This is a genomic window from Pseudothauera hydrothermalis (assembly GCF_003345255.1).
Taxonomy (GTDB): Bacteria; Pseudomonadota; Gammaproteobacteria; order Burkholderiales; family Rhodocyclaceae; genus Pseudothauera; species Pseudothauera hydrothermalis.
The window spans coordinates 40,186-62,876 of the sequence record NZ_CP029331.1 but is presented as its reverse complement, the minus strand read 5'-3'; the positions used below and the strand labels follow the sequence as shown (position 1 = coordinate 62,876).

Sequence of the window (22,691 nt, the reverse complement as noted above, 5' to 3'; positions counted from 1 at the left end):
TCCGCCGCCAAGATGTTGTTCAATACCGACTTTGCAGCCCTTCACGCTCATCGCTCCGCCGCTCTGCTGTCCGCTCTTGCGCTCAGCCTCGTCCTGAGCGCCTGCGGCAGCGCACCCCGTGCACCGGACACCACAACCATCGGCCGCCAGCCCGGCCCCCAGGCCAGCTCATCTGGGGGCGGCGGCTATTACAAAGACGACGGCCCGGGGGACAACCCGCCGGCCGACCTCGACCGTGTGCCCGATGCGGTCCCGCGTGTCGAGCCACTGCACCGCTTTGCCAACCGCCCGTATTACGTTTTTGGCCAGGAATACGTGCCGCTGACCTCGGTCCAGCCCTTCCGCCAGCGTGGCGTGGCCAGCTGGTACGGCCGCCGCTTTCACGGCAAGCCCACTTCGAGCGGCGAGCCCTACGATATGTATGCGATGACCGCGGCGCATCCAACCTTGCCGATCCCGAGCTATGTGCGGGTGACCAATCTTGCCAATGGCCGTTCGGTGGTGGTGCGGGTCAACGACCGTGGCCCCTTTTTGCGCGACCGTGTCATCGATTTGTCCTACGCCGCGGCGTACCGCTTGGGATACATCAACGCCGGCCACGCCAATGTGGAGGTGGAGCTCATCGTACCGGACGATGACGGCGGCGTGCAGGTGCGGGCTGCACCTGAACCGGCGACGGTGGCCGAGGCAGCGCTGACTTTGCCGGCTCGCATCGCTGCAGGGGCCGACGGTGGACAGGTCTTTTTGCAGCTCGGTGTGTTCGCCTCACGGCGCAACGCCGAAAACCTGCGTGGTCAAGTCGAGCGCGAACTGTCCGGACTGGCCAACCGTCTGCAGCTGCTGGCCGACGGCAGCCATTACCGTGTGCATTTGGGGCCGTGGGGCAGCGAGGGCGAGGCACGCGCCGTGGCCGAACAAGTTGTACGAGCGCTGAACCTGCAGCCTTTCGTGGTCGTCCGTTAACACTTTGAACCAACCCCGGCGTTGCCGGTCAGCCAGGGGCGTGTATCGTTTCGACCGCGCCGTTTTCCCCATCCTCCTACAGGTGTTATGCCCCCGATGCGTTTTGTTCTGTCCTTGCTGCTTGCCTTTGTTGCTTTTTCCGCCACTGCACAGAGCGTGCCCGCACCAGCGCTGGCCGCCAAGGCGTGGTTGCTGCTCGACCACGGCACCGGCCAGGTGCTTGCCGCGCATGAACCGGACACCCGTATCGAGCCGGCATCCTTGACCAAGCTGATGACCGCTTATGTGACCTTTGCGGCGCTCAAGGCCGGCACCATCACCATGGAACAGCAGGTAACCGTGTCCGACAGGGCTTGGCGTCAGGAAGGTTCGCGGATGTTCATCGAGCCCCGGCGCCCGGTCACTGTCGGTGAGTTAATTCGCGGCATGATCGTGCAGTCGGGCAACGATGCTTGCGTGGCGCTTGCCGAACTGCTGGCCGGCTCCGAGGAAGCCTTTGCCGAACTGATGAATCGCGAGGCGCGCCGCCTGGGTATGACCAACACCCATTTCACCAACGCCACCGGGTTGCCGGACCCGCAGCTCTACACCACGGTGCGTGATTTGTCGCGGCTGGCCTCGGCGATCGTGCGCGATTTTCCCGAGTACTATCCGCTTTATTCCGAAAAGGAATTTACCTACAACAAAATCACCCAGCCCAACCGCAACCGCTTGCTGTGGATGGATAGCACCGTCGACGGCATCAAAACCGGCCATACCAGCAGCGCCGGCTACTGCCTGGTGGCCTCCGCGCAGCGCGGACCGCGGCGCTTGATTTCGGTGGTAGTGGGTACCGATTCGGACACCATTCGTACTCAGGAATCGCTCAAGCTGCTCAACTTCGGTTTTCAGTTTTTCGACACCGTTCAGCTCTACGCCGCGGGGCAGGCGCTCAGCCAGTTCCGCATCTGGAAGGGCCAGGCCAAGGAGGTGCCGGTGGGTTTTGTGAGCAACTTCGTGATGTCGCTGCCCAAGGGCCAGGCCGAGAAGATCAGCGCTACGCTGACCAGCCAGCAACCCTTGGTGGCCCCGGTGCAAAAAGGCCAAACGGTCGGCACCATGCAGCTTGCGCTGGAGGGGCGGGTGCTGGGCGAGTACCCCGTGGTCGCCTTGCAGGACGTGCCGCTGGCCGGCTTTTTCGGCCGTTTGTGGGACGCCTTGCTGATGTGGATCAAAAATCTCTGAACCGGTCTGGCCGGTGTCGGCCAGGCACAACCCTGCGCGTGGAGGCACGCATGAGTATTTGTTATCTCGACGGTCAGTATCTGCCCCTGTCGCAGGCCCGTGTGTCACCGATGGACCGCGGTTTCCTGTTCGGCGACGGCGCTTATGAAGTCATCCCGGTGTATTCCCGGCAACCGTTCCGGCTGGAAGAGCACCTCAACCGTTTGAGCCACACGCTGGCAGCCATCGGATTGCCCAATCCTTACAGTGCCAGTGAATGGGCGGATATCGTGCGCGAGATCGTGGCGCGCAATGAGTGGCCGGATCAGTCGGTGTATCTGCAGATCACCCGTGGTGCGGACCACAAACGCAACCACGCCTTTCCGGCGGTGGTCCGGCCTACCGTGTTTTTGATGAGCGATGCGCTGGTCACGCCGCCTGCCGCCCAGCTCGAGAACGGCGTCGGCGCAGTGAGCGCGGCCGATTTCCGCTGGCTGCGCTGCGACCTCAAAACCATTGCGCTGCTGGCCAACTGCTTGCTGCGCCAGCAGGCGGTGGCCCAGGGCTGCGCCGAGACTATCCTGTTCCGCGACGGCTTCCTGACCGAAGGGGCGGCGTCGAATATCTTCATCGTCCGTGACGGCGTCATGCTCGCCCCGCCTAAGAGTCATCTGATGCTGCCCGGCATTACCTACGACGTGGTGCTCGAACTAGCCCAGCGCCATGGTCTGGCGCATGAAGTGCGCGAGATCCTCGAAGACGAAGTGCGCAACGCGGACGAGATCTGGATGACCTCGTCCACCAAGGAAGTGCTGCCGATCACCACCCTGGACGGCCGCCCGGTGGGCAGCGGCAAGCCGGGCGCGGTAGGTCGGCAAATGCATGCCTGGTATCAGGACTTCAAGAACACGGTGATGCGCGGTGGCTGAGAACACGCCCGACACCCCCCAGGGTCGCCAGACCCTGATCGAGTATCCCTGCGATTTCCCGATCAAGGCCATGGGCCTGCGGGTGGAAGGCTTTGCCCAAGCGGTGGTGGAAGTGGTGCAGCGCCATGCGCCCGATTTCGATCCGGGCAGCGTACAAATGCGCCCCTCGGCCAAAGGCAACTATCTGGCGGTGACCTGCACCTTCCGGGCGGTGTCGCAGCAGCAGGTCGATACCCTGTACCGCGAACTTACTGCCCACCCCATGGTCAAGGTGGTGCTATGAGCGCAGGCTGGGTGGTCAAGCGCCTTGGCCGGGTGGATTACCTCCCGGTCTGGGAAGCGATGCGCCGCTTTACCGCCACGCGCACCGAAACCACCGCAGACGAAATCTGGCTGCTGGAGCATCCGCCGGTCTACACCCTGGGCCAAGCCGGGCGCCCCGAGCATCTACTGCCTGCCGGGCGCGACGCCGGCATCCCGCTGGTCCACATCGATCGCGGCGGGCAGATTACCTACCACGGCCCCGGCCAATTAGTGACCTATCTGCTGATCGACCTGCCGCGCCGCCGGCTCAAGGTGCGCGCACTAGTCTATCTGATGGAACAGGCGCTGATCGACTGTCTGGCCGACTATGACATCGCCGCCGCGCGCAAGGCCGGCGCCCCCGGGGTGTACGTTGACGGCGCCAAGATCGCTGCGCTCGGCCTGCGGGTGAAAAACGGTTGCAGCTATCACGGGCTGGCGCTCAATGTGGATGTAGATCTCGCCCCGTTTAGCTGGATCAACCCGTGCGGCTATGAGGGGCTGGCCACCGCTCGTTTGCGCGATTTTGGCGTTGCGGACGATTTGGCCGCGGTGGGCGATCGCTTGCTCGGTCATTTGCAGCGGCTGTTGCCACCCATAGCCCCGGAGCAGCGTGTTGCGGACAGCCCCAGTGCCCAGGCTGCCCCATAAACCGGCACAATACCGTCACCCCTGCAGAGCATCGAGAAGCCAACATGGAAACCCCCGTGCGCAAGCAGCGCGGCGCTGACAAAACCGCCCGCATCCCGATCAAGATCGTCCCCGCCGAACGTCTGAAAAAACCCGAGTGGATCCGCATCAGGCTCGGCGCAGGCCAAGAGGCCGAACGTTTCAACCAAATCAAGGCCACGCTGCGCGACCACAAGCTGCATACCGTGTGCGAGGAGGCCTCCTGCCCAAACATCCATGAATGTTTCGGCAAGGGTACGGCCACCTTCATGATTATGGGCGACATCTGCACCCGGCGCTGTCCCTTCTGCGATGTCGGCCACGGCCGCCCCGCGCCGCTCGATGCCGACGAGCCGGCACAACTTGCCCGCACGATCGCCGCGATGGGCCTGAACTACGTGGTGATTACCTCGGTCGACCGCGACGACCTGCGCGACGGCGGGGCCCAACATTTTGTCGATTGCATTCGCGCCACCCGTGCCGCCTCGCCCCACACCAAGATCGAGGTGCTGGTGCCGGACTTTCGCGGGCGCATGGAGATTGCCCTGGAGATTTTCGACCAGGCTCCGCCGGATGTGATGAACCATAATCTGGAGACCGTGCCAAGGCTCTACAAGCAGGCCCGCCCCGGTTCCGACTACGCGCATTCGCTCGAGCTGCTCAAGGCATTCAAGGCCCGCCACCCCGAGGTGCCGACCAAGTCCGGCCTGATGGTCGGTTTGGGCGAAACCGACGAGGAAATCCTCGAGGTGATGCGCGACCTGCGCCGGCACGATGTCGATATGCTCACCATCGGCCAGTATTTGCAGCCTTCCGCCGGTCACCTGCCGGTGCTGCGCTACGTGCATCCGGACACCTTCAAGATGTTCGAGGCCGAAGCATTAAAAATGGGCTTCAAAAACGCCGCCTGCGGGCCGATGGTGCGTTCGTCTTATTGGGCCGACCAACAAGCCCACGGTGCCGGCGTGGTTTGACCGTTTGCACCGCGTCGGCCTCGGACGAGCCGCCATCGACAGCCTCTGCGAACTCCGGCGTCTCACAGGCATCGAACCGACAGCCCGCCCGTGCATGCGAGAGACGGGCGGCCGTGCGGTTTTCGAGCGGAGCGCTTCATGGAACGTCGGCTGTTTCTTGGCGGCCTTGCACTGTGTGCTGCCACACCGTGGCAGCTCTGGGCGCGGCCGCCGGGCTGGGGCGCCGTCGACACCGCGCGGCCGTGGTATGTGGCCGGCCGTGTGAACGCAATCCGGTGGACGCTGCCGAGCGTCGAGCTGCTGATTGCGCCCGATCCGACGCTGGCGTTGCCCGCTGAGCTGCGCACCGATCGGTTACCGGCCCAGCGCGCCCAGGTCGACGGCGCTGCTTTGTTGGCGCGTACCCAACCGGCCCCGTTGGTGGCCACCGAATGGACCTTGTTATTGGGCGCGGCCCGCCTGCTGCACGCCTGGCAGCTTACCCCCATTGAACCCGGCGAGCGGGTGGCGGCGGTGGGTTACCCGCTGCGTGCCCACCCGACGCCGCCGCTTTTGCGGGTCGAATATCTCTTCCATGCGGGCCGCGCCTATCCTCTGCGCTCGCCACCGGCGTAGCACCGTACTACGCTGCTTCGTCGAGCAGACGGTCGAGCAAGCGGTGCAGCTGTTCGAAATCGGGTTCGCCCAGGTATTTGTGTACGATGCGGCCGCGTTTGTCGATCAGATAACTGGTCGGGGTCAAGCGCACACCGTCGAACGCCTGCGCCACCTCGCCGCGGGTATCGAGCGCCACCGTGAACGGTAGTTGGCTACGCGCCACATAGGCTTTCACTTGCGCCGGGGGGTCGTAGTCCATGGCGACCGCGATGGTGCGGTAGCCGCGTGAGGCGAATTTTTCATGGGTTTGCACCAACGCCGGCATCTCTTTGATACAGCTGGTGCACGTGGTGGCCCAGAAATTCACCAGTACCACTTGCCCGCGCAGATCGGCAGTACGCAGGCGCTCACCTTGCAAGGTGGTAAAGGTCACCTCCGGTGCGGGCGGCTTGTGGCTGAACACCCAAAACCCTGCCAGGGCGAGAACGAACACCGTAATCGCGGCGATAATCTTGACCTTCATTTGTCCGTTATCCAGAAAGGCTGCGCGATGTTGCGGATTGTCCTGGCTTTCAGATGGCTTGTCACCTGTGCCCATCGTTGCCTTCGCGCCGGCGGGTAAAAACATCATGTCTGCACTCCTCAATGCGCCGCAACGTGAGGCGATCCGTTATCTGGATGGTCCGGCCTTGGTGCTCGCCGGTGCCGGCAGCGGCAAGACACGAGTGATCACCCATAAAATCGCCTATCTGATCGATACCTGCGGTTTCAATCCGGAACATATCGCGGCCATCACCTTCACCAACAAAGCAGCCAAAGAGATGCAGGAGCGGGTCGCTCATTTGATGGGTGGGCGGGCGCCGCGGGGGTTGACGGTGTGCACGTTTCACGCGCTGGGCGTGCGCATCATCCGCCAGGAGGCCGCGCACTGCGGGCTGAAGCCGCAGTTTTCCATTCTGGATGCAGCGGACACGGTGCAGATCGTTGCCGAGGCCGCCCGGGATGCCGACAAAGGCATCGCCAAGCAATTGCAGTGGCAGATTTCCGCATGGAAGAACGCCTTGGTCACACCTGCCGAGGCCGCACAGCGGGCGGACAACGAACTTGCCGCTGCGGCGGCTGCCGCATATCAGGAATACGAACGCATCCTGCGCGCCTATCAGGCGGTGGACTTCGACGATCTCATCGCCCTGCCGGTGCAGCTGTTCGAAAACCATGAAGAGGTGCGTCAGCGCTGGCAACAGCGGCTGCGTTATGTGCTGATCGATGAATATCAGGACACCAATCGTGCGCAGTACCGCCTGCTGCGCCAGCTTGCCGGCGAACGCGGCATGTTTACCGCGGTGGGCGATGACGACCAGGCCATCTATGCGTGGCGAGGCGCCGACGTGGACAACCTGAAGCAGCTGCAGCAGGACTATCCGCAGTTACGGGTGATCAAGCTGGAGCAAAACTACCGCTCGTCGCGTCGCATCCTGGAAGCGGCCAATACCTTGATCGCCAACAACCAAAAGCTGTTCGACAAGCGCCTGTGGTCCGAACACGGTCACGGTGAGCAGATTGCAGTACGCAGCTGTCGCGACCCCGAGGCCGAGGCCGAGTGGGTCGCGATGACCATCAATGCCCATAAATTCGCCGCCCGCACCCGCTTCAAGGACTATGCCATCCTGTACCGCAGCAATCATCAGGCGCGCCTCATCGAACAGGCGTTGCGCAGCGCCGGCATTCCCTACGTCATCTCGGGCGGGCAGAGCTTTTTCGACAAGGCCGAAATCCGCGATCTCTTCGCTTACCTGCGCTTATTACAAAACGAAGACGACGACCTCGCTTTCATACGCGCGATCACTACCCCGCGTCGCGGAATCGGCGCGGCAACGCTGGAAGCGCTCGGACGCTACGCCGGTGCGCGCCATGTCAGCCTGTTTGCCGCGGTGTTCGAAGCGGGGCTGGCCGAACACCTCGCCACCCGTCAGTTGGAGGCGGTACAGGAATTCGCCGCTTTCATCGGCCAACTCAAATGTCGCGTCCCGTGCGAGCCGGCCGGCCGCCTGCTCGAACACCTGGTCGAGGCCATCGGCTACGAAGCTTGGCTATTCGAGCACCTGGACAGCCGTGAGGCGGACGCCAAGTGGCGTAACGTCGCGGACTTTGTCGCTTGGCTGGGCCGCAAGGCTACCGAGGACGGCAAAAACCTGATCGAACTCGCGCAGACCATTGCGCTGATGTCCATGCTCGACAAGGACGACCCCGACTTTGACGGCGTGCAGCTGGCCACCTTGCACGCTTCCAAAGGACTGGAATTTCCCCATGTTTTTCTGGTGGGGGTGGAAGAGGGCCTGTTGCCGCACCAGGCCAGTATCGACGAAGACAAGGTGGAAGAAGAGCGGCGGCTGATGTATGTGGGCATTACCCGCGCACAGCGCACGCTCACGCTGAGCTGGTGTGAGCGGCGCAAGGCGGGCAAGGAATTCCGCCCTTGTGAGATCAGCCGCTTCGTGGCCGAGATGGGCGACGACCTCAAGATCAGCGATCGGCGCAGCAACCAACCGCTATCCAAGGAGGAAGGTAAAAACCGCGCGGCTGCGCTGCGGGCGATGCTCGAAGGGCGGGGTTGAGACCGCTTTCCGGTACAGCGCGGGTTTTGGGGAGTGTCATCGAAAAGGCAGCCCGCAGGCTGCCCTTCTCAAACCGTGCTAACCGCGTTCGCAGCTCATTCCACCGGCGGTTCGGTGAAGTTTGCACCCGCCGTGTTGGCCAGGTAAGCCACCGCACGCAGAATCTCTTTGTCGGTCAGGTCGGCCGCGCCACCCTTGGGCGGCATGTTACCCATGCCGTTGGTCACCGACGCAGCCAGCGCCTCCAGGCCCTTGCCCAAGCGTCCGGCCCAGTCGCCGGCCTCACCGGTCTTCGGCGCGCCCAGCGCACCGGCGGCATGACAGCTGGTGCAAACGCTCTTGTAGATCTGTTCGCCGGTGCGCGAACCCGGCGCGATTTTCTCCAACTTGAGTTCGACGCGGGCAACCGGGGCAATGGCCGATGCGGTCACTTCCGGGTCGACCGCAGGCGCTTTGCCACAGCCTGCCAGCAGTGAGACTGCGATCACGGCAACGGCTGGTAGTACGACTTTGACAGGCCGCTTGGCGGCACGAGCGACACGATGATCCGACATGCTGGGTCCTTTGACTGACGGGCGCAAAATACAAAGTATAACGGCCCTGTCGCCGCCTGTGGCACCGCATCAATGTCCGACGCGCTCGCAGGTGGTGGCTCTTTGGCTCAGGTGGCCGCCGGTGCGCTGCGTTGCCGTGCAATAGGTAAAACGGTCTAGTCCGCTCCTCGATGCTGCCAATTTCCCCATGCTGCTTGCGAGGCATAAAGTGGCAGCGACTCCTCAACCACTGGAGCGTTGTCATGAAAAACCTGCATCCGCATGAAATCTCGGATTCCCGCCGAAATTTCCTGCGCGGCATTCCGGTACTGACTGCCGCGGCCGCTGTTTTGCCGACACCGGTTCTGGCGGCCGAGGTCGGCCACCACTGGGCGATGCTGGTCGATGTACGCAAGTGCATCGGCTGTCAGGCCTGTACCGTATCGTGCATCCAGGAAAATGCGGTACCCGAGGGTAGCTTCCGCACCGTGGTGTCGACATACAGCGTAAAACTCTCCGACGCCGTCCAGCCCGCCGGCACTTACGTGCTGCCGCGCCTGTGTAATCACTGCGACGAACCGCCCTGCATTCCGGTGTGCCCGGTCGGTGCAACCAAGAAGCGTGCCGACGGCATCGTCATCGTTGATGGCGAGCGCTGCGTGGGCTGCGCCTACTGCGTGCAGGCCTGTCCCTACGACGCGCGCTTTATCAATCACGAGAGCAACACGGCCGACAAATGCACCTTCTGCGCGCATCGCGTGGATGCCGGCCTGCTGCCCGCCTGCGTGGAAACCTGCGTCGGCGGCGCGCGCATCTTCGGCGACCTCAACGACCCGGACGGCGAACTGCGCCGCCGCCTCGATGCTGCGAAGAGCGAGGTGAAGGTGCTCAAGCCCGAGCACGGCACCGAGCCGCGCGTGTTCTACATCGGCCTCGACGAACGCTTCCAGGGCAAGGTCGAAGGCCAGGGCACGCTGTGGCGGCCGCGCAAGGCCCACGCCTGAACGCTACAGGAGAGCGATCATGAGCACGGAAATCGTCGAAACCGTCAATGTCGCGCGCGAAGTCGCGTGGCTGCCGTGGGCGGTGCAGTACTTCTTCCTCATCGGTCTGTCATACGGCGCCTATCTGGTGTCCCTGCCGGGCCTGGTGTTCCGCCGTCCCGGCTGGGAGGGCATCTCGCGCTTGGCGCTATTGGCGGCGTTGGTGTGCGGGCTCACCGCGCCGGTCGCGCTGCTGGCCGACCTGCACCAGCCCGGCCGCTTCTGGCACTTCTACGCCTACTTTACCCCGAGTTCGTGGATGTCGTGGGGCGCCTTCTTCATCCCGGTGTACCTCGGCGGCCTGATCCTCTACGCCTGGCTGGCCTTCCGCCCTGCGCTCGCGCGCCACGCGGAAGAAGGCGGCAAGCTCGCCGGGCTGGCGCGCATGCTGGCCTACGGCGGGCATGAAAGCCGCAAGGCGCTGGTCGCTGCGGCCCTGCTCGCCTTTGTCGGCGCGGCGCTGGTGGCGCTCTATACCGGTGTGGAAGTGATGGTGGTGCGCGCCCGTCCGTTGTGGCACACCCCGCTGCTACCGGTGCAGTTTTTCGTCACTGCGCTCGCAGGCGGGCTGGGAGTGAGCCTGCTGTTCAACCGCTTCCTGCCCGGCGGCGGCGATCCCGCAGCAACCCGGCGGATGGCGCTGGCGCTGGCCGGGACCCAGGGCGTGGCGTTGATCGTGGGTGCGACATGGCTGGGGTTGGGCGTGAGCGGGGTATCGCCGGTCCATGCCCAGGCGCTTGCCGAGGTCGCCCCGTCGGTCAACTGGCAGTTAAGCGCCCTGTGGGCGGTGGCGGTCAGCGTGGCCACGCTGCTGCTGGCCTTGAAGTGGCCTGGCTCCGGGCTGCTGATCGGCCTGCTCGCGCTGCATTCAGCCTGGATGATGCGCTGGACGATCTTCATTGGCGGCCAGGAGGTGCCCAAGACCGGCGCGGGCTACTACAACTACCAGCTACCGCTCGGTCCAGACGGCTTGATGGGCATCGCCGGTACCGCGGGGTTGTGGATTTTCCTCTTCATCGTGCTGACCACGCTGTTGCCGCTCGATCGTATCGGCCGTGCCGACCGCTCTGGCGCCTGAACCGAACCTGGGGAACAAGATCATGAAAATCGAACGTCGAGAACTGATTGCCGCGGGCGGTCTGGCTGCATTCGCCGCCGGTTTCTCCCAGACCCTCGGCCGCATGGTGTCCGGTTTGACCGGCAGCGAGCCGCAGGCCCACAACATCCACGGGCGCTCCGCGGAACCGGAGTTCAGCATCGACCCTGCCAGCGGCCAGTTGAAGGTGAATCCGGCGCAGCAGGTCAGTTACACCTCCTGCCTAGGGTGCACCACCCAGTGCGGCGTGCGGGTCCGCATCGACAAGGCCAGCGGCCGGGTGCTACGCGTTGCGGGCAATCCCTACAACCCGTTGTCGACCGAGCCGCACCTTCCAATGGAGGTCTCGGTCAAAGAGAGCCTCATCGCTTTGTCGCGCTACCAGGACAAGGGGCTGGCCGGGCGCTCTACCGCCTGCGGTCGCGGTAACGCAGCGATGGATCAAATGAATTCGCCCTTCCGCGTGCTCACCCCCTTGAAGCGTGTCGGGCCGCGCAATTCCGGGCAGTGGCAGCCGATTTCCTTCGAACAGCTGGTCAAGGAAGTGGTAGAAGGCGGCGACCTGTTCGGCGAAGGCCATGTCGACGGCTTACGTGCGCTGCGCGATCTCACTGCGCTGATCGATCCTGAGGCACCGGAGCTTGGCCCCCGGGTCAATCAGGTAGCGGTGTGGAACAGCGTCAACGACGGCCGCGAGGCCTTTGCACGCCGGTTCTGGAACCAGGCCTACGGCACGTTGAATTTCATCGGTCATGGTTCTTATTGTGGCGGCGCCTACCGATCGGGCTCTGGGGCGTTATTCGGCGATCTCAAGAAAATGCCGCATGCCAAGCCGGACCTGGCCAACGCCGAATTCGTGCTTTTCATCGGCACCGCGCCGGGCAATGCCGGCAACCCGTTCAAGCGCACAGGCGCCCTGCTTGCCAAGGGACGCAGCCAAGGCAAGCTGGAGTACGTAGTGGTCGACCCGGTGCTTACTAACGCCGACAACCGTGCCGCCGGCGAACGCGCACGCTGGGTGCCGATCCGGCCGGGCACCGACGGCGCGCTGGTAATGGGCATGATGCGCTGGATGTTCGAGAACGGCCGGTTCAACGCCGCTTACCTCGCCAACCCCAATGCCCGCGTGGCGACTGCGGCGGGCGAGCCGTCCTTCACCAATGCATCCTGGCTGGTGATCGTCGAGCCCGGACACCCACGCGAAGGCCGCTTCCTGCGCGGCTCCGACATTGGCATGGCGATGGTAGCCGACGTCCGCTATACCGATGCGGACCCTTACTTGGTGTGGGGTACCGATGGGCGACCAATCCCGGCCGAGGCGGCAAACGGGCCGGTGCCGCTGGAATCCGCCGGCTCGGTGTCGGTGGGCGAGCGCGAGATCATGGTGCGCACCTCCTTTGAACTGCTGCGTGAATCGGCAATGAAGCTGAGTTTGTCTGAATACGCAGAGGCCTGTGGCGTGCCGGAGGCGGTCATCGTCGGCCTGGCCGAGGAATTCACCAGTCACGGCCGTCGCGCCAGTGCAGTCGCCCACGGTGGCATGATGACCGGCAACGGCTTCTACAACGCCTACGCGGTGGTTACGCTCAATGCGCTGATCGGAAACATAAACTGGAAGGGCGGTTTTGTGGCCAACGGTGGCGGTTTCAAGGATGCTGGCAAGGGGCCGCGCTACGATCTGGAAAGCTTTCCCGGTGCGATCAAGCCCAAGGGCACGCCGCTAGGGCGTAACGTGCCGTACGAGAAATCCGCCGAGTTCGCGAGCCGCAAGGCGGAAGGCAAGCCTTATCCGGCGCGCGATGCGTGGTTCCCCAACGCGCCGGGTCTTGCCACCGAGTGGTTCCCCGCCATGCTGCGCGGCTACCCATACCGGATCAAGGCACTGGTGCTGTGGAGCGCCAATCCGGTTTATGGCATCCCGGGTATTCGTCGGCTGATCGAACAGGACTTGGCCGACCCCAAGAAGCTGCCGCTGATCATTTCGGTCGACCCGTTGATCAACGAAAGCAACGCCTTTGCCGATTACATCGTACCCGATTCGCTGATGTATGAGAGCTGGGGCTGGGCATCGCCGTGGAATGGCGTACCGACCAAGGCCACCACCGCGCGTTGGCCGGTGGTCGAACCGAAGGCGGCGAAAACGGCGGATGGCCAACCGGTGTGCATGGAGACCTTCTTCATTGCCCTGGCCAAGGCGTTGGTGCTGCCGGGCTTTGGCTCGGAAGGGCTGGCGGACATGGACGGCAACCGGGTGCCGCTCGAACGCCCGGAACACTGGTATCTACGTGGCGGGGCCAATATCGCTTTTGCCGGTAAAACCCCTGTGGGCGATGCCAGCGACGAGGATCTCGCACTTTCCGGCGTGGACCGTCTGCGCCCCGTGCTCGAAGCGACGCTCAAGGAAGACGAATGGCGCAAAGTCGCCTTTCTCTACACCCGCGGTGGGCGCTACCAGCCGGCCAACCAGGCGCAAGACGAGGAAAACCCGGAATGGCAGGCCAACCGCTTCAAGTCGGTACTGTGGCTGTGGAACGACAACGTCGGCGGCGCACGCAACAGCCTCACCGGCAAGCGCTTTTCCGGCTGCGCGACCTGGCAGCCACCGGCCTTTGCCGATGGCACGCCGATGCGTGCGATACACCGAGAGGCCGACTGGCCGCTGTTGGCAGTCAGCTTCAAGTCCGCCTTGCAAAATTCCTATAGCATCGCCACTCGCATTACTTCGCTGCACCCGGATAATCCCGTCATTGTGCATCCGGACGATGCCGCCAAGCTCAGTCTAGTCAGTGGGGATCTGGTCAAGCTACAGTCTCCGGGCGGCGAATGCGTATGCCGGGTGATCGTGCATGAAGGTGTGATGCGCGGCGTGGTGGCTGTGGAGCATGGCTACGGCCATCGTGAGCTGGGCGCGCGTGCGCACCGCATGGGCGAGTACCGTCAGCCGCAGCGACCTGATCTGGCCGCAGGCATCAACATCAATGACATTGGGCTTGTCGATCCGGCTCGCGACGGGGAGGCGATTTGGGTGGATTCTGTGTCCGGCACTTCAGTGCGCAACGGGCTGCCGGTTCGTCTGGTTCGTCTGTGAGGAGGGCGGCACCGGTCATAGGTGCGGCCGGCCGGGTCAATCCAGTGCCGCTGGATCGGCGCGCAGCATCAGGCGCGCCAGTTCTGCGGCACTGCCTGTTTCGGTTTTCTCCATCACATGCTGACGGTGCACATGGACTGTCTTTTCGCTGATGTCTAGCGCCCGTGCCACCTGTTTGTTTGGCAGACCGCGCGCCACCAGCCTGGCCACTTGCAGCTCGCGTGGTGACAGGCGGCCAAGCCTAGCCTCCGCCTCGTCGCGCTGGGCAGCGCGTGATCGCTGCTCTGCACCGCGCCGAACCGCTGCCGCGACCGCGTCGAGCAAAGTCTGATCTTTGAATGGCTTCTGCAGAAAGTCGCAGGCGCCGTGCTTCATCGCTTGTACCGCCAGCTCGACGTCGCCATGACCCGTGATGAACACAATCGGAAGCAAGGTGCCGCTTGCGTTCAGGCGCTCTTGCAATTCCAACCCGCTCATCGAAGGCATGCGGATGTCGAGCACTAGGCAGCCAGCCGGGGGCGTCGCGTCGCTGCCGGCGGCCAGATACGCCTCGGCCGAAGCATGACTGACTACCCGCCAGCCCACGGATTCGAGCAAGAAAACCAGCGAGCGGCGGAACGCTTCGTCGTCATCGACAACATGGATCACACAATCATCAATTGGCAGCATGGTCGGGTTGTGCTTCGGTGGTCGGGTCTTCCGGCGCGGCCAGCGGCAGGCTAAGGATGAACTCGCAGCCTGGCCGCGAATCGGTACAATTGACCGTCAACCTGCCGCGGTGCGCTTCGGCGATGCTGCGGCAGATCGATAGACCCAGCCCCAGGCCATCGGGTTTGGTCGTGAAAAAGGGTTCGAACAGGCGCTCGCGTACCTCGGCGTTCAGCCCTGGTCCGTGGTCCCGTACCGCAATGCAAACGTGGCCGTCGCCGTCGGTGATCAGTACCGCAAGGCGGCGACGTTCCGGCGGCAGCGCGCGGCTGGCATCGTAGCCGTTCTTCAGCAGGTTCAGCAGCACCTGTTGGATTTGCAGCGGATCGACTTCCACGCGGACATTGGGCGGCAGTTCGTCTGTCAGGGTGACTTGCGGTGCCCTCGCCAGCATGCCGCGGAACAGCGCGATGGCATCCTCAGCCAAGGTCCGCGGTGCAAGTGGCTCACGTACGGTGGTGCGCTTGCGGGCAAAGCCGCGGATGCGCCCCAGAATATCCGCGGCACGTTCAGCCTGTATGGCAATCTCGTCAGCGGCCTCGCGCACCGCGCTGTCGGTCAGGCGGCCGTCGTCGGCGCGTCGCACCAGGCTCTGCGCGTAGTTGGCGATGGTCGCCAGCGGTTGGTTGAGTTCGTGCGCAAGCGTGCCGGACAGTTCGCCCAGCACCGACAGACGCGATAAGTGGTCGGCCTGCTCCTGGTGGGCGCGCATACGCCCTTCCAACTCGTCGCGTGCGGCCAGCGCAGTGCGCAGTTCCGCCGTGCGCAGATGCACCAGATGCTCGACCCGTACCGTATACAGGATCCACCCCACCAACAGCGAGGCAAAGCCCGCTACCCAGGGCCAGTAGCGCTCAGCGAGCATCATCAGCGTCGGTTCGGCGAGATAGGCGTAGGGACCGATCTGCAGCGCACGGAACATCTCGTGCACTGCTTGATAGTCGGCTGGCACGGCCCAGGCCATGCCGTCCCGCTCCGCGTTCATCGCCAGCAGCGCCAGCGCAACCTCCTTGGCCAGCTCCGGTGGCGTGCCGCGCAGGGTGGCGAGTGGCCAATCGGGATACAGCCTGGATGAGGTCGCGCAAGGAAAGTCCGCCTCGTCGCGCGCGCCCACCACGCGGAAGGTTTCGCGCCAGGTTGGACGGTTTTCCAGCAGGCAGGTGCGCACGATGCCCGCGTCCGCTTGACCCGCCTCCAGCGCGCGAAACACGTTGGTCATTGGCAGGCCGACGACCTTCAAGTCCGCCAGATCGTTTCCAGGGTCGATCCCCGACTCGGCCAGTTCCCGCCAAAGCACCTGGTAGCCGCCAAACCCTTCCGGGGTGACGATCGCTAGGCGTTTGCCGCGTAGATCGGCCAAGGTGTGCAGGTCATCACGGTTGGCCAGGGCTACCACGGTGGAGCCGATTGCCCGTGCGGGCGTATGTGCGGGTGGCGAATCCAGTGTAAGAATTCGGCTTGCGCCCAGGGCTGCCTCAAGCTCTACATAATGCCCTGGGTTGGTGATCAAAAAGTCGATATCGCCACGCGCGGCCGCTTCCCGCAGACTGCGGTGGTCGAGGCGGACCAGGCTGATTTGGCGATCAGGCATGGCCGCTTGAAGACGGCGTACCACAGGTGACCAGTCATCGTTTGCTGCTTCGACACCAAGAAAAGCAAGTACGCCGACACGCACCGCCGGCTGATCGGTCGGTGCAGAAAAGACTAGGCGAGCAAACAGTAAGAGAAGGGCGAAAATCCAAAGACGATTTGTCATCGCTGGATGACTCGAGGGTTGGATGCAGGTCCAGGGTAAGTGTCCTAGAAGATCATGGCTAACCTAGTGGCTAGCCCATCGCCCACATTTTGGCACGTCAATGTGTCAATGTTCTTCGCAGCATGGACTTTGCGCCAAAACCCGAGTAAGCTGCCGCCCTCGTTCCCGGTACGTCAGTGTCCGGGGCGTCGGTCAAAGCGCCCGTAGCTCAGCTGGATAGAGTACTGCCCTCCGAAGGCAGGGGTCGTGCGTTCGAATCGCGCCGGGCGCGCCAAAATAATGACTGGGTCAGATCCGTAAGGATCTGGCCCATTTGCTTTGGCGATAAAGCTGTTGCGGAGGGGGGTTCGAAGATGCTGGCCCTTCTATCGCTGCGGCCACTTTCTTTCTTGACCGGGCGATGGGTGGTCAATGGGCGTGGGCGCAGCGCAGGCTTTCTTCGGTGAGGTCGCTTTGCGCCATGCGCTCCAGGCCGTTCATGACCGCCAGTGAGGCTTGCTCCATGCCGGCGAGCGACTTGACCACGGTGGCCTCATCGCCGCTGCGATACGCCTTGAGTGCGGCCAGTGCCGCTTCATGTACTTTGATGTGGGGCGCTTCAATGTCCCGGTAGCCAGGCAAGGCCGAGAAACATGCTTTGCCTTCGCCTTCGTAATACCACTTGCCCAGGCGGCAGCTGCGATGGTCGGCAAAGCTGCCGAGGTCTTCGTCGGACAGGCCGAAAATCACTTGATAGACCCGGAATTTGTAGAGCAGGTGATCCATCTTGGCTAGTTCGCAAAAACCGCGCAGGGCGGAGGCGGTCACGGATTTTTCGATGCGGCCGGACATGTTCAGCAGTTGATGCATGGTGGCCGATGCGTCCTGGCCGTCGTGGCTGAAACTGCCTGCCCGTTCGGCCAGTACCGCCATCTGGTCGCGGCTGCTGGCGCTGTCGGCGCGGATTTGCTGGACCATGGTGGCAATTTCCGAGGTGGCACTGGCGGTGCGCTCGGCCAGTTTGCGCACTTCGTCGGCCACCACCGCAAAGCCTCTGCCGGCTTCGCCGGCGCGTGCGGCTTCGATTGCGGCGTTGAGCGCCAGAAGATTCGTTTGGTCGGCGATTTCTTTGATCAGTTGCAAGATGCCACCGACTTGCTGGGCGCGCTCATCCAGTTGACCGACACGGCCGGCAGCGTCCTTGGAGGCAACCGCCAGTTCGGCAAGATTGGCGGCAATGCGTTCGATCGAACTGCCGCTATGCTGCGACAGTGTCTGCGCTTCCAGCGCCCGCTCCCGCTCTTCCCGCATGGTGTTGGCCAGTGCCGCCAGCGAGGACTGGGTTTCTTTGAGCGATTGGGAAAAGGTGGCGAGGTTGGCCACCACGTCCTGTAAAAACCTGGCCTTCGCTTCACAGGCGTGGGCGCGCTGCTCGGCCTCGGCAATGCGCTGTTCGGCCACGGCCAACTGGCGTGTTTTCTCCTCCAGTGCCGCCCTGAGTTGGGCGATTTCGGCCGCCGAGTCGTTTTTGTTGCGGTTCCAGATCAACATGTCTCTTCCTCATTGTTGTTGTTTGGGGCCACGCGGGCCGGGGGCTGCACGCCAAGGAACTACCGTGGATGAGTCAATAACGTCAGCCGGCAGGAGAAATTGAGAGCAGGCTGTCGTCCCAGGCGGGGTGTTTGTCAAGGCCGATCAGATTGGCCACCGTGGCGGCAATGTTGGACAGTCCGGCGCCCTCGAGCGGTTTCAAACCCAGCTTGCCGCCACTGACGTTGTCATAAAGCGCCAGAGGTACCGGATTGAGGGTATGCGAAGTCTTGGCTTTGTATGAACCGTCCGGGTTGAGCGCCGGCTGCAAGGTTTTTTTATCGAGTTCGAACATTTCGTCCGCATTGCCGTGGTCGGCGGTAATCAGCGCCACGCCGCCGGCTGCGTCGATGGCGGGCAGCAGGCGCGACAGCGCCAAATCGACCGCCTCGATGGCCATGGTGGCGGCGCGGAAATGGCCGGAGTGGCCAACCATGTCGCCGTTGGCATAGTTGCAACGCAGCACCTTGTATTGGCCGCTACCGATCGCTGCAATCATCGCGTCGGTGATCTCGGCGGCTTTCATCCACGGACGTTGTTCGAAGGGGACGATGTCGCTGGGCACTTCCTGCCAGGTTTCGCCGGCGAACTTGCCTGAGCGGTTACCGTTCCAGAAATAGGTCACATGACCGAACTTCTGCGTCTCGGAGCAGGCAAACTGGGTAATGCCGCTTCTTGAGAACCACTCGCCCATGGTGTCGCGGATGGCCGGCGGATCGACCAGGAAGCGCTTGGGCAGCTTGAGGTCGCCGTCATACTGAAGCATGCCGGCGTAGGTGACTCGGGGCCTGCGCACGCGGTCGAATTTATCGAATTCGTCGCCTTCTTCGAAAGCGCGGGTGATCTCGATGGCGCGGTCGCCGCGAAAGTTGAAAAACACCACCGCATCGCCATCCTCGATGGTGCCTACCGGCGCGCCGTCACAGGCAATCACAAAGGGTGGTAAATCCTGGTCGATGGTACCGGGCGCGCGCGCGCGCAGCGCGCGCACCGCCGCCGATGCGCTGGCAAACTGCTCGCCGCGGCCCAGCACATGGGTGTGCCAGCCCAGTTCAACCATCTTCCAGTTGGCGTCATAGCGGTCCATGGTGATGACTTGGCGACCGCCGCCCGAGGCGATCTGTGCATCGAAACCGCCTGCCCGCAGCGCCTCGAGGAAGGCTTCGAAGGGCTCCAGGTAAAGAAGCGCACTGGTCTCGGGCACATCGCGGCCATCGAGCAGGGCGTGGATGCGCACCGCGCGCAGTCCTTCGTCACGCGCGCGCAGCACCAGGGCTTTGAGGTGGTCGATATGGCTGTGCACATTGCCGTCGGAAAACAGCCCGATCAAATGCAGCACGCCGCGCCCAGCCTGGGCACCGGCAACCACTTGCTGCCACGCCTGGCCGCGCCAGATCGCGCCCGATGCAATGGCCTCGGCCACCAACGCGGCGCCTTGGGCATAAACCTGTCCGGCACCGATGGCGTTGTGACCGACTTCCGAATTGCCCATGTCGTCGTCCGAAGGCATGCCCACCGCGGTGCCATGCGCGCGCAACCGGATAGTGGGGTAGTTGGCAAAGAGCGCATCCAGGGTCGGTTTGCGGGCGGCGGCGATTGCACTGCCGACTTCGGTTTTGGGCAGGCCGTAGCCGTCCATGATGACGATGACCACCGGGCCGGCGATGCCGGAGAAAGTCGGATGTTTGTTCAGCATGCGAAGGGCCTGCGTGGGAAAGGTAAAAGCCGGTAATTTTAGCGGATCGGCCGGCTCGATACCTGTAGATGCGCGGCGTTGAGCCGGGATGGGCGATGAAGTCTCTGCGGATGGCTACAAGCGGTTTGCAAGCGGCGTCAAGCCGCCGGCCGGGGTCACAGTAATTCAAAGAACACCAGCTCACCTGTTTTTTCGAGCGTCGAAAAGCCACAGCCCAGGCGCCCCGGGCCGTCGAGCTGGATTTCGCTAAGTTTGAGGCATTGTTGGCCGCGGCCGTCCAGAGTCACATAGGTGCCGTTGCGGCTTCGGTCGATGAGGTAAAAGCCAACACTGCGCCGTTCGATGCGGGCGTGTTGACGCGAGGCGCGACGGTCGTCGATGACCACATCGTTGCCGTGTTCGCGGCCGATCAGCAGGACCGGGTGCTGCTCGTCGACCAGCAGACGTTGGTTTCGAAAAATGATCTGTAACTGCTGCTGGGCGCGTTTGCCGGCCGGCGGCGGGCCGATGTGGTCGGGTTTGTGACCGAGCTCGAAGACCGGCCCGTCCAAGCCTTCCAGCATCTGGCTGCGCGACCCTTGCAGCCTGGCGAAATGACGAGCCGGCGCGGATAACTGCATGACCGCAGCGCTGCTGGCCAGCGCTTGGCCGGCTTGGGCGCTGGCTGCCAGGCGGCGGGCCACGGTCAGGCCGTCGCCTGCGGGCGGCTGGCTGGACTGCAACATGCCGTAGTGCACGCCGACGCGCGTCGCCAGTTGTATGCCGCTGATCGGCGGCAGGCTGGCCACCCGCTCCAGCATTTCGCAAGCGGCCAGCACGGCGGCATCGCAGTGCTCGAAACTGGCGCACAGGCTGTGCGGATCGCGGACAAGACGCGCACCGCCGTTAGATTCGATGACCCGGTCGATGCGGTTCAGACAACGATCCACCGCATGCCGCACCTCCTCTGCGTCCATACGTTCGCCCAGCCGGGCGATGTCGGCGATGTCGGCAACCAGGATGCAGATGGGGTTTGGCGCGATCATTGTCGGCGGGTCAGCAATACGCTGCCGATACGGGGCGGCGGCGGGACTTCATGATGAGCAAATGAATTGGGCCGCGCAAGAGCCTGATCGGCTGTGTCAGTCTGCGGCTGTGTCGAGATCCAGGATCGGTACGATATTTCCGCTGCGCGGCGGCAGGGGCATTGGGTCAAACGCGGTGTCGCCTTCGGCAACCACGGTATTGCGGTCCAGGCCCTGGAAGTCGAACAGGCGCTGGTCGGCCAGGTGAGAGGGCACCACGTTTTTGAGCGCGGTGGCCAGCGACTCGATACGGCCCGGATAGTCGCGCGCCCAACTTTGCAGCATCTGCTTGATCTGCTTGCGCTGGGCGTTTTCCTGCGAGCCGCATAGGTTGCACGGAATGATCGGGTACGCCATGGCGCGGGCAAAGCGCTCGATGTCGTGCTCGGCGCAGTAGGCCAGTGGGCGGATCACCACGTGCTGGCCGTCGTCGCTGACCAGCTTCGGGGGCATGGCTTTGATTTTGCCGCCGAAGAACATGTTGAGGAACAGGGTCTCCAGCATGTCGTCGCGGTGGTGGCCCAAGGCGATCTTGGTGGCGCCGATCTCGCGCGCCACCCGGTAGATGATGCCGCGCCGCAGACGCGAACACAGCGAACAGGTAGTCTTGCCCGCTGGAATCTTGTCCTTGACGATGGAATAGGTGTCCTCGGTGACGATGCGGTACTCGACGCCGATCGATTCGAAATAGGCCGGCAGTACCTCGGCCGGAAAGCCGGGTTGCTTCTGGTCCAGGTTCATCGCCACGAGGCGAAAATTCACCGGCGCACGCTCGCGCAGCGCCAGCAGGATGGATAGCAGCGAGTAAGAATCCTTGCCGCCGGACACGCACACCATCACGGTGTCGCCGTTCTCGATCATGTTAAAGTCGGCGATCGCTTCGCCCACACTGCGTTCCAGTTTTTTCTTCAGACGCAGGAAGGTGTTGGAGTAGCGCTTGTCCGCGGCGGCGGCAGAGGCAGTGGTGCTCACAATGGACGGCCCCCAGAGGAAAAAAGCCGGCGGATTATACGCTTACCGTATCGTCCCGGCGGACCTACAGACGGGCGCTGCGCCCGCCGTCGACCGCGATGATTTGCCCGGTCACGTAGGGCGCATCGAGCATCAGGAAGCGCACCATGCCGGCGATGTCGGCCGGCGTGCCTTCGCGCCCCAGCAGGGTGTGGCGCACGATCTGGGCGCGTTCCTCGGGCGGGAACTGCCCGTCCTCGGGCCACGCCACCGGGCCGGGAGAGACGCCGTTGACCCGCACCTGGGGCGCCAGCTCCAGCGCCAGCGCGCGGGTCAGGCCGAGCAGCCCGGCCTTGGCGGCGCAGTACAGCGGGTAGTGGCGCAGCGGGCGCTCGGCGTGAATGTCGACGATATTCACGATGGCGCCGCGGCGCTCACGCAGGGGAGCGGCGGCGGCCTGCGACAGGAATAACGGCCCCTTGAGGTTGGAGCCGATCAGATCATGCCAGGCGGCCAGATCGATCTGGCCGAGTGGGGTGGGAAAGAAGCTCGAGGCGTTATTGACCAAGCCGTCCAGCCGACCGGCCTGGGCCATGGTCTGCGCGATGACCGCCTCGGGCACCCCATCGGCCGCCAGATCGCCGGAAACCAGCCAGGCCGAGTCCGGGCGCGCAGCGTTGAGCGTGTCGGCCAGCGCTTGTGCCTCGCGCGCGGAGTTGCGGTAGTGCAGCACCACGTTGGCACCGGCTTCATGCACGTGGCGGGCGATCTGCGCGCCAACCCGGCGCGCGGCGCCGGTGATCAGGATCACGGGGGCGGTGTTCATCGGTTTGGTCCGGCAAGGATAATCGACATGTGGAACCTGCTGCGCAATGGGCGTTCCTGAAGATGATGCCTGCTGAGGCGGCAACCTGCCAACGGGCGGGTAGAATGC

General features: G+C 63.8%; 20 protein-coding genes and 1 tRNA gene. 12 read left to right on the top strand and 9 right to left on the bottom strand.

The features are described 5' to 3' along the window. Positions 1 to 12 precede the first annotated feature (12 nt). From DIE29_RS00270 to DIE29_RS00240, 7 genes are all read left to right on the top strand, one after another. Positions 13 to 963 carry a septal ring lytic transglycosylase RlpA family protein gene (locus tag DIE29_RS00270; RefSeq protein ID WP_102040496.1) on the top strand — a complete coding sequence of 317 codons (951 nt, stop codon included), beginning with the start codon at positions 13 to 15 and terminating at the stop codon, positions 961 to 963. 96 nt (positions 964 to 1,059) lie between these two features. Beyond that, positions 1,060 to 2,187, top strand: a complete 1,128-nt coding sequence (locus tag DIE29_RS00265) for a D-alanyl-D-alanine carboxypeptidase family protein (protein ID WP_102040495.1) — start codon at positions 1,060 to 1,062, stop codon at positions 2,185 to 2,187. 50 nt (positions 2,188 to 2,237) lie between these two features. After that, positions 2,238 to 3,095: a D-amino acid aminotransferase gene (locus DIE29_RS00260; RefSeq protein ID WP_114648880.1), complete on the top strand. Its 858-nt coding sequence runs from the start codon at positions 2,238 to 2,240 to the stop codon at positions 3,093 to 3,095. 70 nt (positions 3,096 to 3,165) lie between these two features. Next, entirely contained in the window at positions 3,166 to 3,378 is a 213-nt protein-coding gene (locus DIE29_RS00255; RefSeq protein ID WP_108081174.1) for a YbeD family protein, read from the top strand. Then, a complete protein-coding gene (gene lipB / locus DIE29_RS00250) occupies positions 3,375 to 4,049 on the top strand; it encodes a lipoyl(octanoyl) transferase LipB (RefSeq protein ID WP_114648879.1) in 675 nt (224 codons plus the stop codon). The genes DIE29_RS00255 and lipB overlap by 4 nt, the downstream gene beginning before the upstream one ends. Before the next feature lie 44 nt (positions 4,050 to 4,093). After that, positions 4,094 to 5,041 carry a lipoyl synthase gene (lipA, locus tag DIE29_RS00245; RefSeq protein ID WP_114648878.1) on the top strand — a complete coding sequence of 316 codons (948 nt, stop codon included), beginning with the start codon at positions 4,094 to 4,096 and terminating at the stop codon, positions 5,039 to 5,041. Between the two features lie 138 nt (positions 5,042 to 5,179). After that, positions 5,180 to 5,656, top strand: coding sequence for a hypothetical protein (locus DIE29_RS00240; protein ID WP_114648877.1), 477 nt, complete (start codon positions 5,180 to 5,182; stop codon positions 5,654 to 5,656). A gap of 7 nt (positions 5,657 to 5,663) precedes the next feature. On the opposite strand, the gene DIE29_RS00235 is transcribed toward DIE29_RS00240, so the two are convergent. Beyond that, a complete protein-coding gene (locus tag DIE29_RS00235; RefSeq protein ID WP_114648876.1) occupies positions 5,664 to 6,161 on the bottom strand; it encodes a TlpA disulfide reductase family protein in 498 nt (165 codons plus the stop codon). A gap of 106 nt (positions 6,162 to 6,267) precedes the next feature. Here DIE29_RS00235 and DIE29_RS00230 point away from each other — a divergent pair, with 106 nt between their 5' ends. After that, positions 6,268 to 8,253: a UvrD-helicase domain-containing protein gene (locus tag DIE29_RS00230; RefSeq protein WP_114650216.1), complete on the top strand. Its 1,986-nt coding sequence runs from the start codon at positions 6,268 to 6,270 to the stop codon at positions 8,251 to 8,253. Between the two features lie 95 nt (positions 8,254 to 8,348). Here the strand turns inward: DIE29_RS00230 and DIE29_RS00225 are convergent, their stop codons facing one another. Continuing rightward, positions 8,349 to 8,807, bottom strand: a complete 459-nt coding sequence (locus DIE29_RS00225) for a c-type cytochrome (RefSeq protein ID WP_114648875.1) — start codon at positions 8,805 to 8,807, stop codon at positions 8,349 to 8,351. Positions 8,808 to 9,049: 242 nt separating this feature from the next. On the opposite strand from DIE29_RS00225, the gene dsrO reads away from it, so the two are divergent. The 3 genes from dsrO to DIE29_RS00210 are packed head-to-tail and all read left to right on the top strand — an operon-like array spanning position 9,050 to position 14,013. Further along, a complete protein-coding gene (gene dsrO / locus DIE29_RS00220; protein ID WP_102040487.1) occupies positions 9,050 to 9,790 on the top strand; it encodes a sulfate reduction electron transfer complex DsrMKJOP subunit DsrO in 741 nt (246 codons plus the stop codon). A 19-nt stretch (positions 9,791 to 9,809) separates the two neighbouring features. After that, positions 9,810 to 10,907 (top strand): NrfD/PsrC family molybdoenzyme membrane anchor subunit, encoded by a 1,098-nt coding sequence (gene nrfD, locus DIE29_RS00215; protein WP_102040486.1) that lies wholly within the window; start codon positions 9,810 to 9,812, stop codon positions 10,905 to 10,907. 22 nt (positions 10,908 to 10,929) lie between these two features. After that, a complete protein-coding gene (locus tag DIE29_RS00210; protein WP_102043033.1) occupies positions 10,930 to 14,013 on the top strand; it encodes a molybdopterin dinucleotide binding domain-containing protein in 3,084 nt (1,027 codons plus the stop codon). A gap of 36 nt (positions 14,014 to 14,049) precedes the next feature. On the opposite strand, the gene DIE29_RS00205 is transcribed toward DIE29_RS00210, so the two are convergent. Further along, a complete protein-coding gene (locus tag DIE29_RS00205; RefSeq protein ID WP_102040485.1) occupies positions 14,050 to 14,682 on the bottom strand; it encodes a response regulator transcription factor in 633 nt (210 codons plus the stop codon). Further along, positions 14,669 to 16,477 (bottom strand): sensor histidine kinase, encoded by a 1,809-nt coding sequence (locus DIE29_RS00200; RefSeq protein ID WP_114648874.1) that lies wholly within the window; start codon positions 16,475 to 16,477, stop codon positions 14,669 to 14,671. The genes DIE29_RS00205 and DIE29_RS00200 overlap by 14 nt, the downstream gene beginning before the upstream one ends. A gap of 197 nt (positions 16,478 to 16,674) precedes the next feature. On the opposite strand from DIE29_RS00200, the gene DIE29_RS00195 reads away from it, so the two are divergent. Further along, positions 16,675 to 16,751 (top strand) — tRNA-Arg (locus DIE29_RS00195). A 134-nt stretch (positions 16,752 to 16,885) separates the two neighbouring features. Here DIE29_RS00195 and DIE29_RS14925 read toward each other — a convergent pair. The 5 genes from DIE29_RS14925 to DIE29_RS00170 form a co-directional block, all read right to left on the bottom strand. Next, positions 16,886 to 18,007 (bottom strand): methyl-accepting chemotaxis protein, encoded by a 1,122-nt coding sequence (locus DIE29_RS14925; RefSeq protein ID WP_114648873.1) that lies wholly within the window; start codon positions 18,005 to 18,007, stop codon positions 16,886 to 16,888. Positions 18,008 to 18,089: 82 nt separating this feature from the next. Beyond that, positions 18,090 to 19,742, bottom strand: a complete 1,653-nt coding sequence (gene gpmI, locus DIE29_RS00185; RefSeq protein ID WP_114648872.1) for a 2,3-bisphosphoglycerate-independent phosphoglycerate mutase — start codon at positions 19,740 to 19,742, stop codon at positions 18,090 to 18,092. A 155-nt stretch (positions 19,743 to 19,897) separates the two neighbouring features. After that, entirely contained in the window at positions 19,898 to 20,767 is an 870-nt protein-coding gene (locus DIE29_RS00180) for an FHA domain-containing protein (RefSeq protein ID WP_114648871.1), read from the bottom strand. A 96-nt stretch (positions 20,768 to 20,863) separates the two neighbouring features. Beyond that, positions 20,864 to 21,778 carry a tRNA 2-thiocytidine(32) synthetase TtcA gene (ttcA, locus tag DIE29_RS00175; protein WP_237269474.1) on the bottom strand — a complete coding sequence of 305 codons (915 nt, stop codon included), beginning with the start codon at positions 21,776 to 21,778 and terminating at the stop codon, positions 20,864 to 20,866. Between the two features lie 64 nt (positions 21,779 to 21,842). Further along, the gene (locus DIE29_RS00170; RefSeq protein ID WP_114648869.1) at positions 21,843 to 22,583 is read right to left on the bottom strand and encodes a pteridine reductase; all 741 of its coding nucleotides are present in this window, start codon (positions 22,581 to 22,583) and stop codon (positions 21,843 to 21,845) included. Between the last annotated feature and the right edge of the window lie 108 nt (positions 22,584 to 22,691).

Excerpts from the sequence above, each read along its gene's own strand:
- DIE29_RS00230 (WP_114650216.1), top strand. The coding sequence starts at position 6,268 with ATGTCTGCACTCCTCAATGCGCCGCAACGTGAGGCGATCCGTTATCTG.
- nrfD (WP_102040486.1), top strand. The coding sequence starts at position 9,810 with ATGAGCACGGAAATCGTCGAAACCGTCAATGTCGCGCGCGAAGTCGCG.
- DIE29_RS00235 (WP_114648876.1), bottom strand. The coding sequence starts at position 6,161 with ATGAAGGTCAAGATTATCGCCGCGATTACGGTGTTCGTTCTCGCCCTG.
- DIE29_RS00170 (WP_114648869.1), bottom strand. The coding sequence starts at position 22,583 with ATGAACACCGCCCCCGTGATCCTGATCACCGGCGCCGCGCGCCGGGTT.
- DIE29_RS00180 (WP_114648871.1), bottom strand. The coding sequence starts at position 20,767 with ATGATCGCGCCAAACCCCATCTGCATCCTGGTTGCCGACATCGCCGAC.
- DIE29_RS00265 (WP_102040495.1), top strand. The coding sequence starts at position 1,060 with ATGCGTTTTGTTCTGTCCTTGCTGCTTGCCTTTGTTGCTTTTTCCGCC.
- DIE29_RS00255 (WP_108081174.1), top strand. The coding sequence starts at position 3,166 with ATGGGCCTGCGGGTGGAAGGCTTTGCCCAAGCGGTGGTGGAAGTGGTG.
- gpmI (WP_114648872.1), bottom strand. The coding sequence starts at position 19,742 with ATGCTGAACAAACATCCGACTTTCTCCGGCATCGCCGGCCCGGTGGTC.
- DIE29_RS00210 (WP_102043033.1), top strand. The coding sequence starts at position 10,930 with ATGAAAATCGAACGTCGAGAACTGATTGCCGCGGGCGGTCTGGCTGCA.
- DIE29_RS00225 (WP_114648875.1), bottom strand. The coding sequence starts at position 8,807 with ATGTCGGATCATCGTGTCGCTCGTGCCGCCAAGCGGCCTGTCAAAGTC.
- lipA (WP_114648878.1), top strand. The coding sequence starts at position 4,094 with ATGGAAACCCCCGTGCGCAAGCAGCGCGGCGCTGACAAAACCGCCCGC.
- DIE29_RS00205 (WP_102040485.1), bottom strand. The coding sequence starts at position 14,682 with ATGCTGCCAATTGATGATTGTGTGATCCATGTTGTCGATGACGACGAA.
- DIE29_RS00260 (WP_114648880.1), top strand. The coding sequence starts at position 2,238 with ATGAGTATTTGTTATCTCGACGGTCAGTATCTGCCCCTGTCGCAGGCC.
- lipB (WP_114648879.1), top strand. The coding sequence starts at position 3,375 with ATGAGCGCAGGCTGGGTGGTCAAGCGCCTTGGCCGGGTGGATTACCTC.
- DIE29_RS00240 (WP_114648877.1), top strand. The coding sequence starts at position 5,180 with ATGGAACGTCGGCTGTTTCTTGGCGGCCTTGCACTGTGTGCTGCCACA.
- DIE29_RS00200 (WP_114648874.1), bottom strand. The coding sequence starts at position 16,477 with ATGACAAATCGTCTTTGGATTTTCGCCCTTCTCTTACTGTTTGCTCGC.
- DIE29_RS14925 (WP_114648873.1), bottom strand. The coding sequence starts at position 18,007 with ATGTTGATCTGGAACCGCAACAAAAACGACTCGGCGGCCGAAATCGCC.
- dsrO (WP_102040487.1), top strand. The coding sequence starts at position 9,050 with ATGAAAAACCTGCATCCGCATGAAATCTCGGATTCCCGCCGAAATTTC.
- DIE29_RS00270 (WP_102040496.1), top strand. The coding sequence starts at position 13 with ATGTTGTTCAATACCGACTTTGCAGCCCTTCACGCTCATCGCTCCGCC.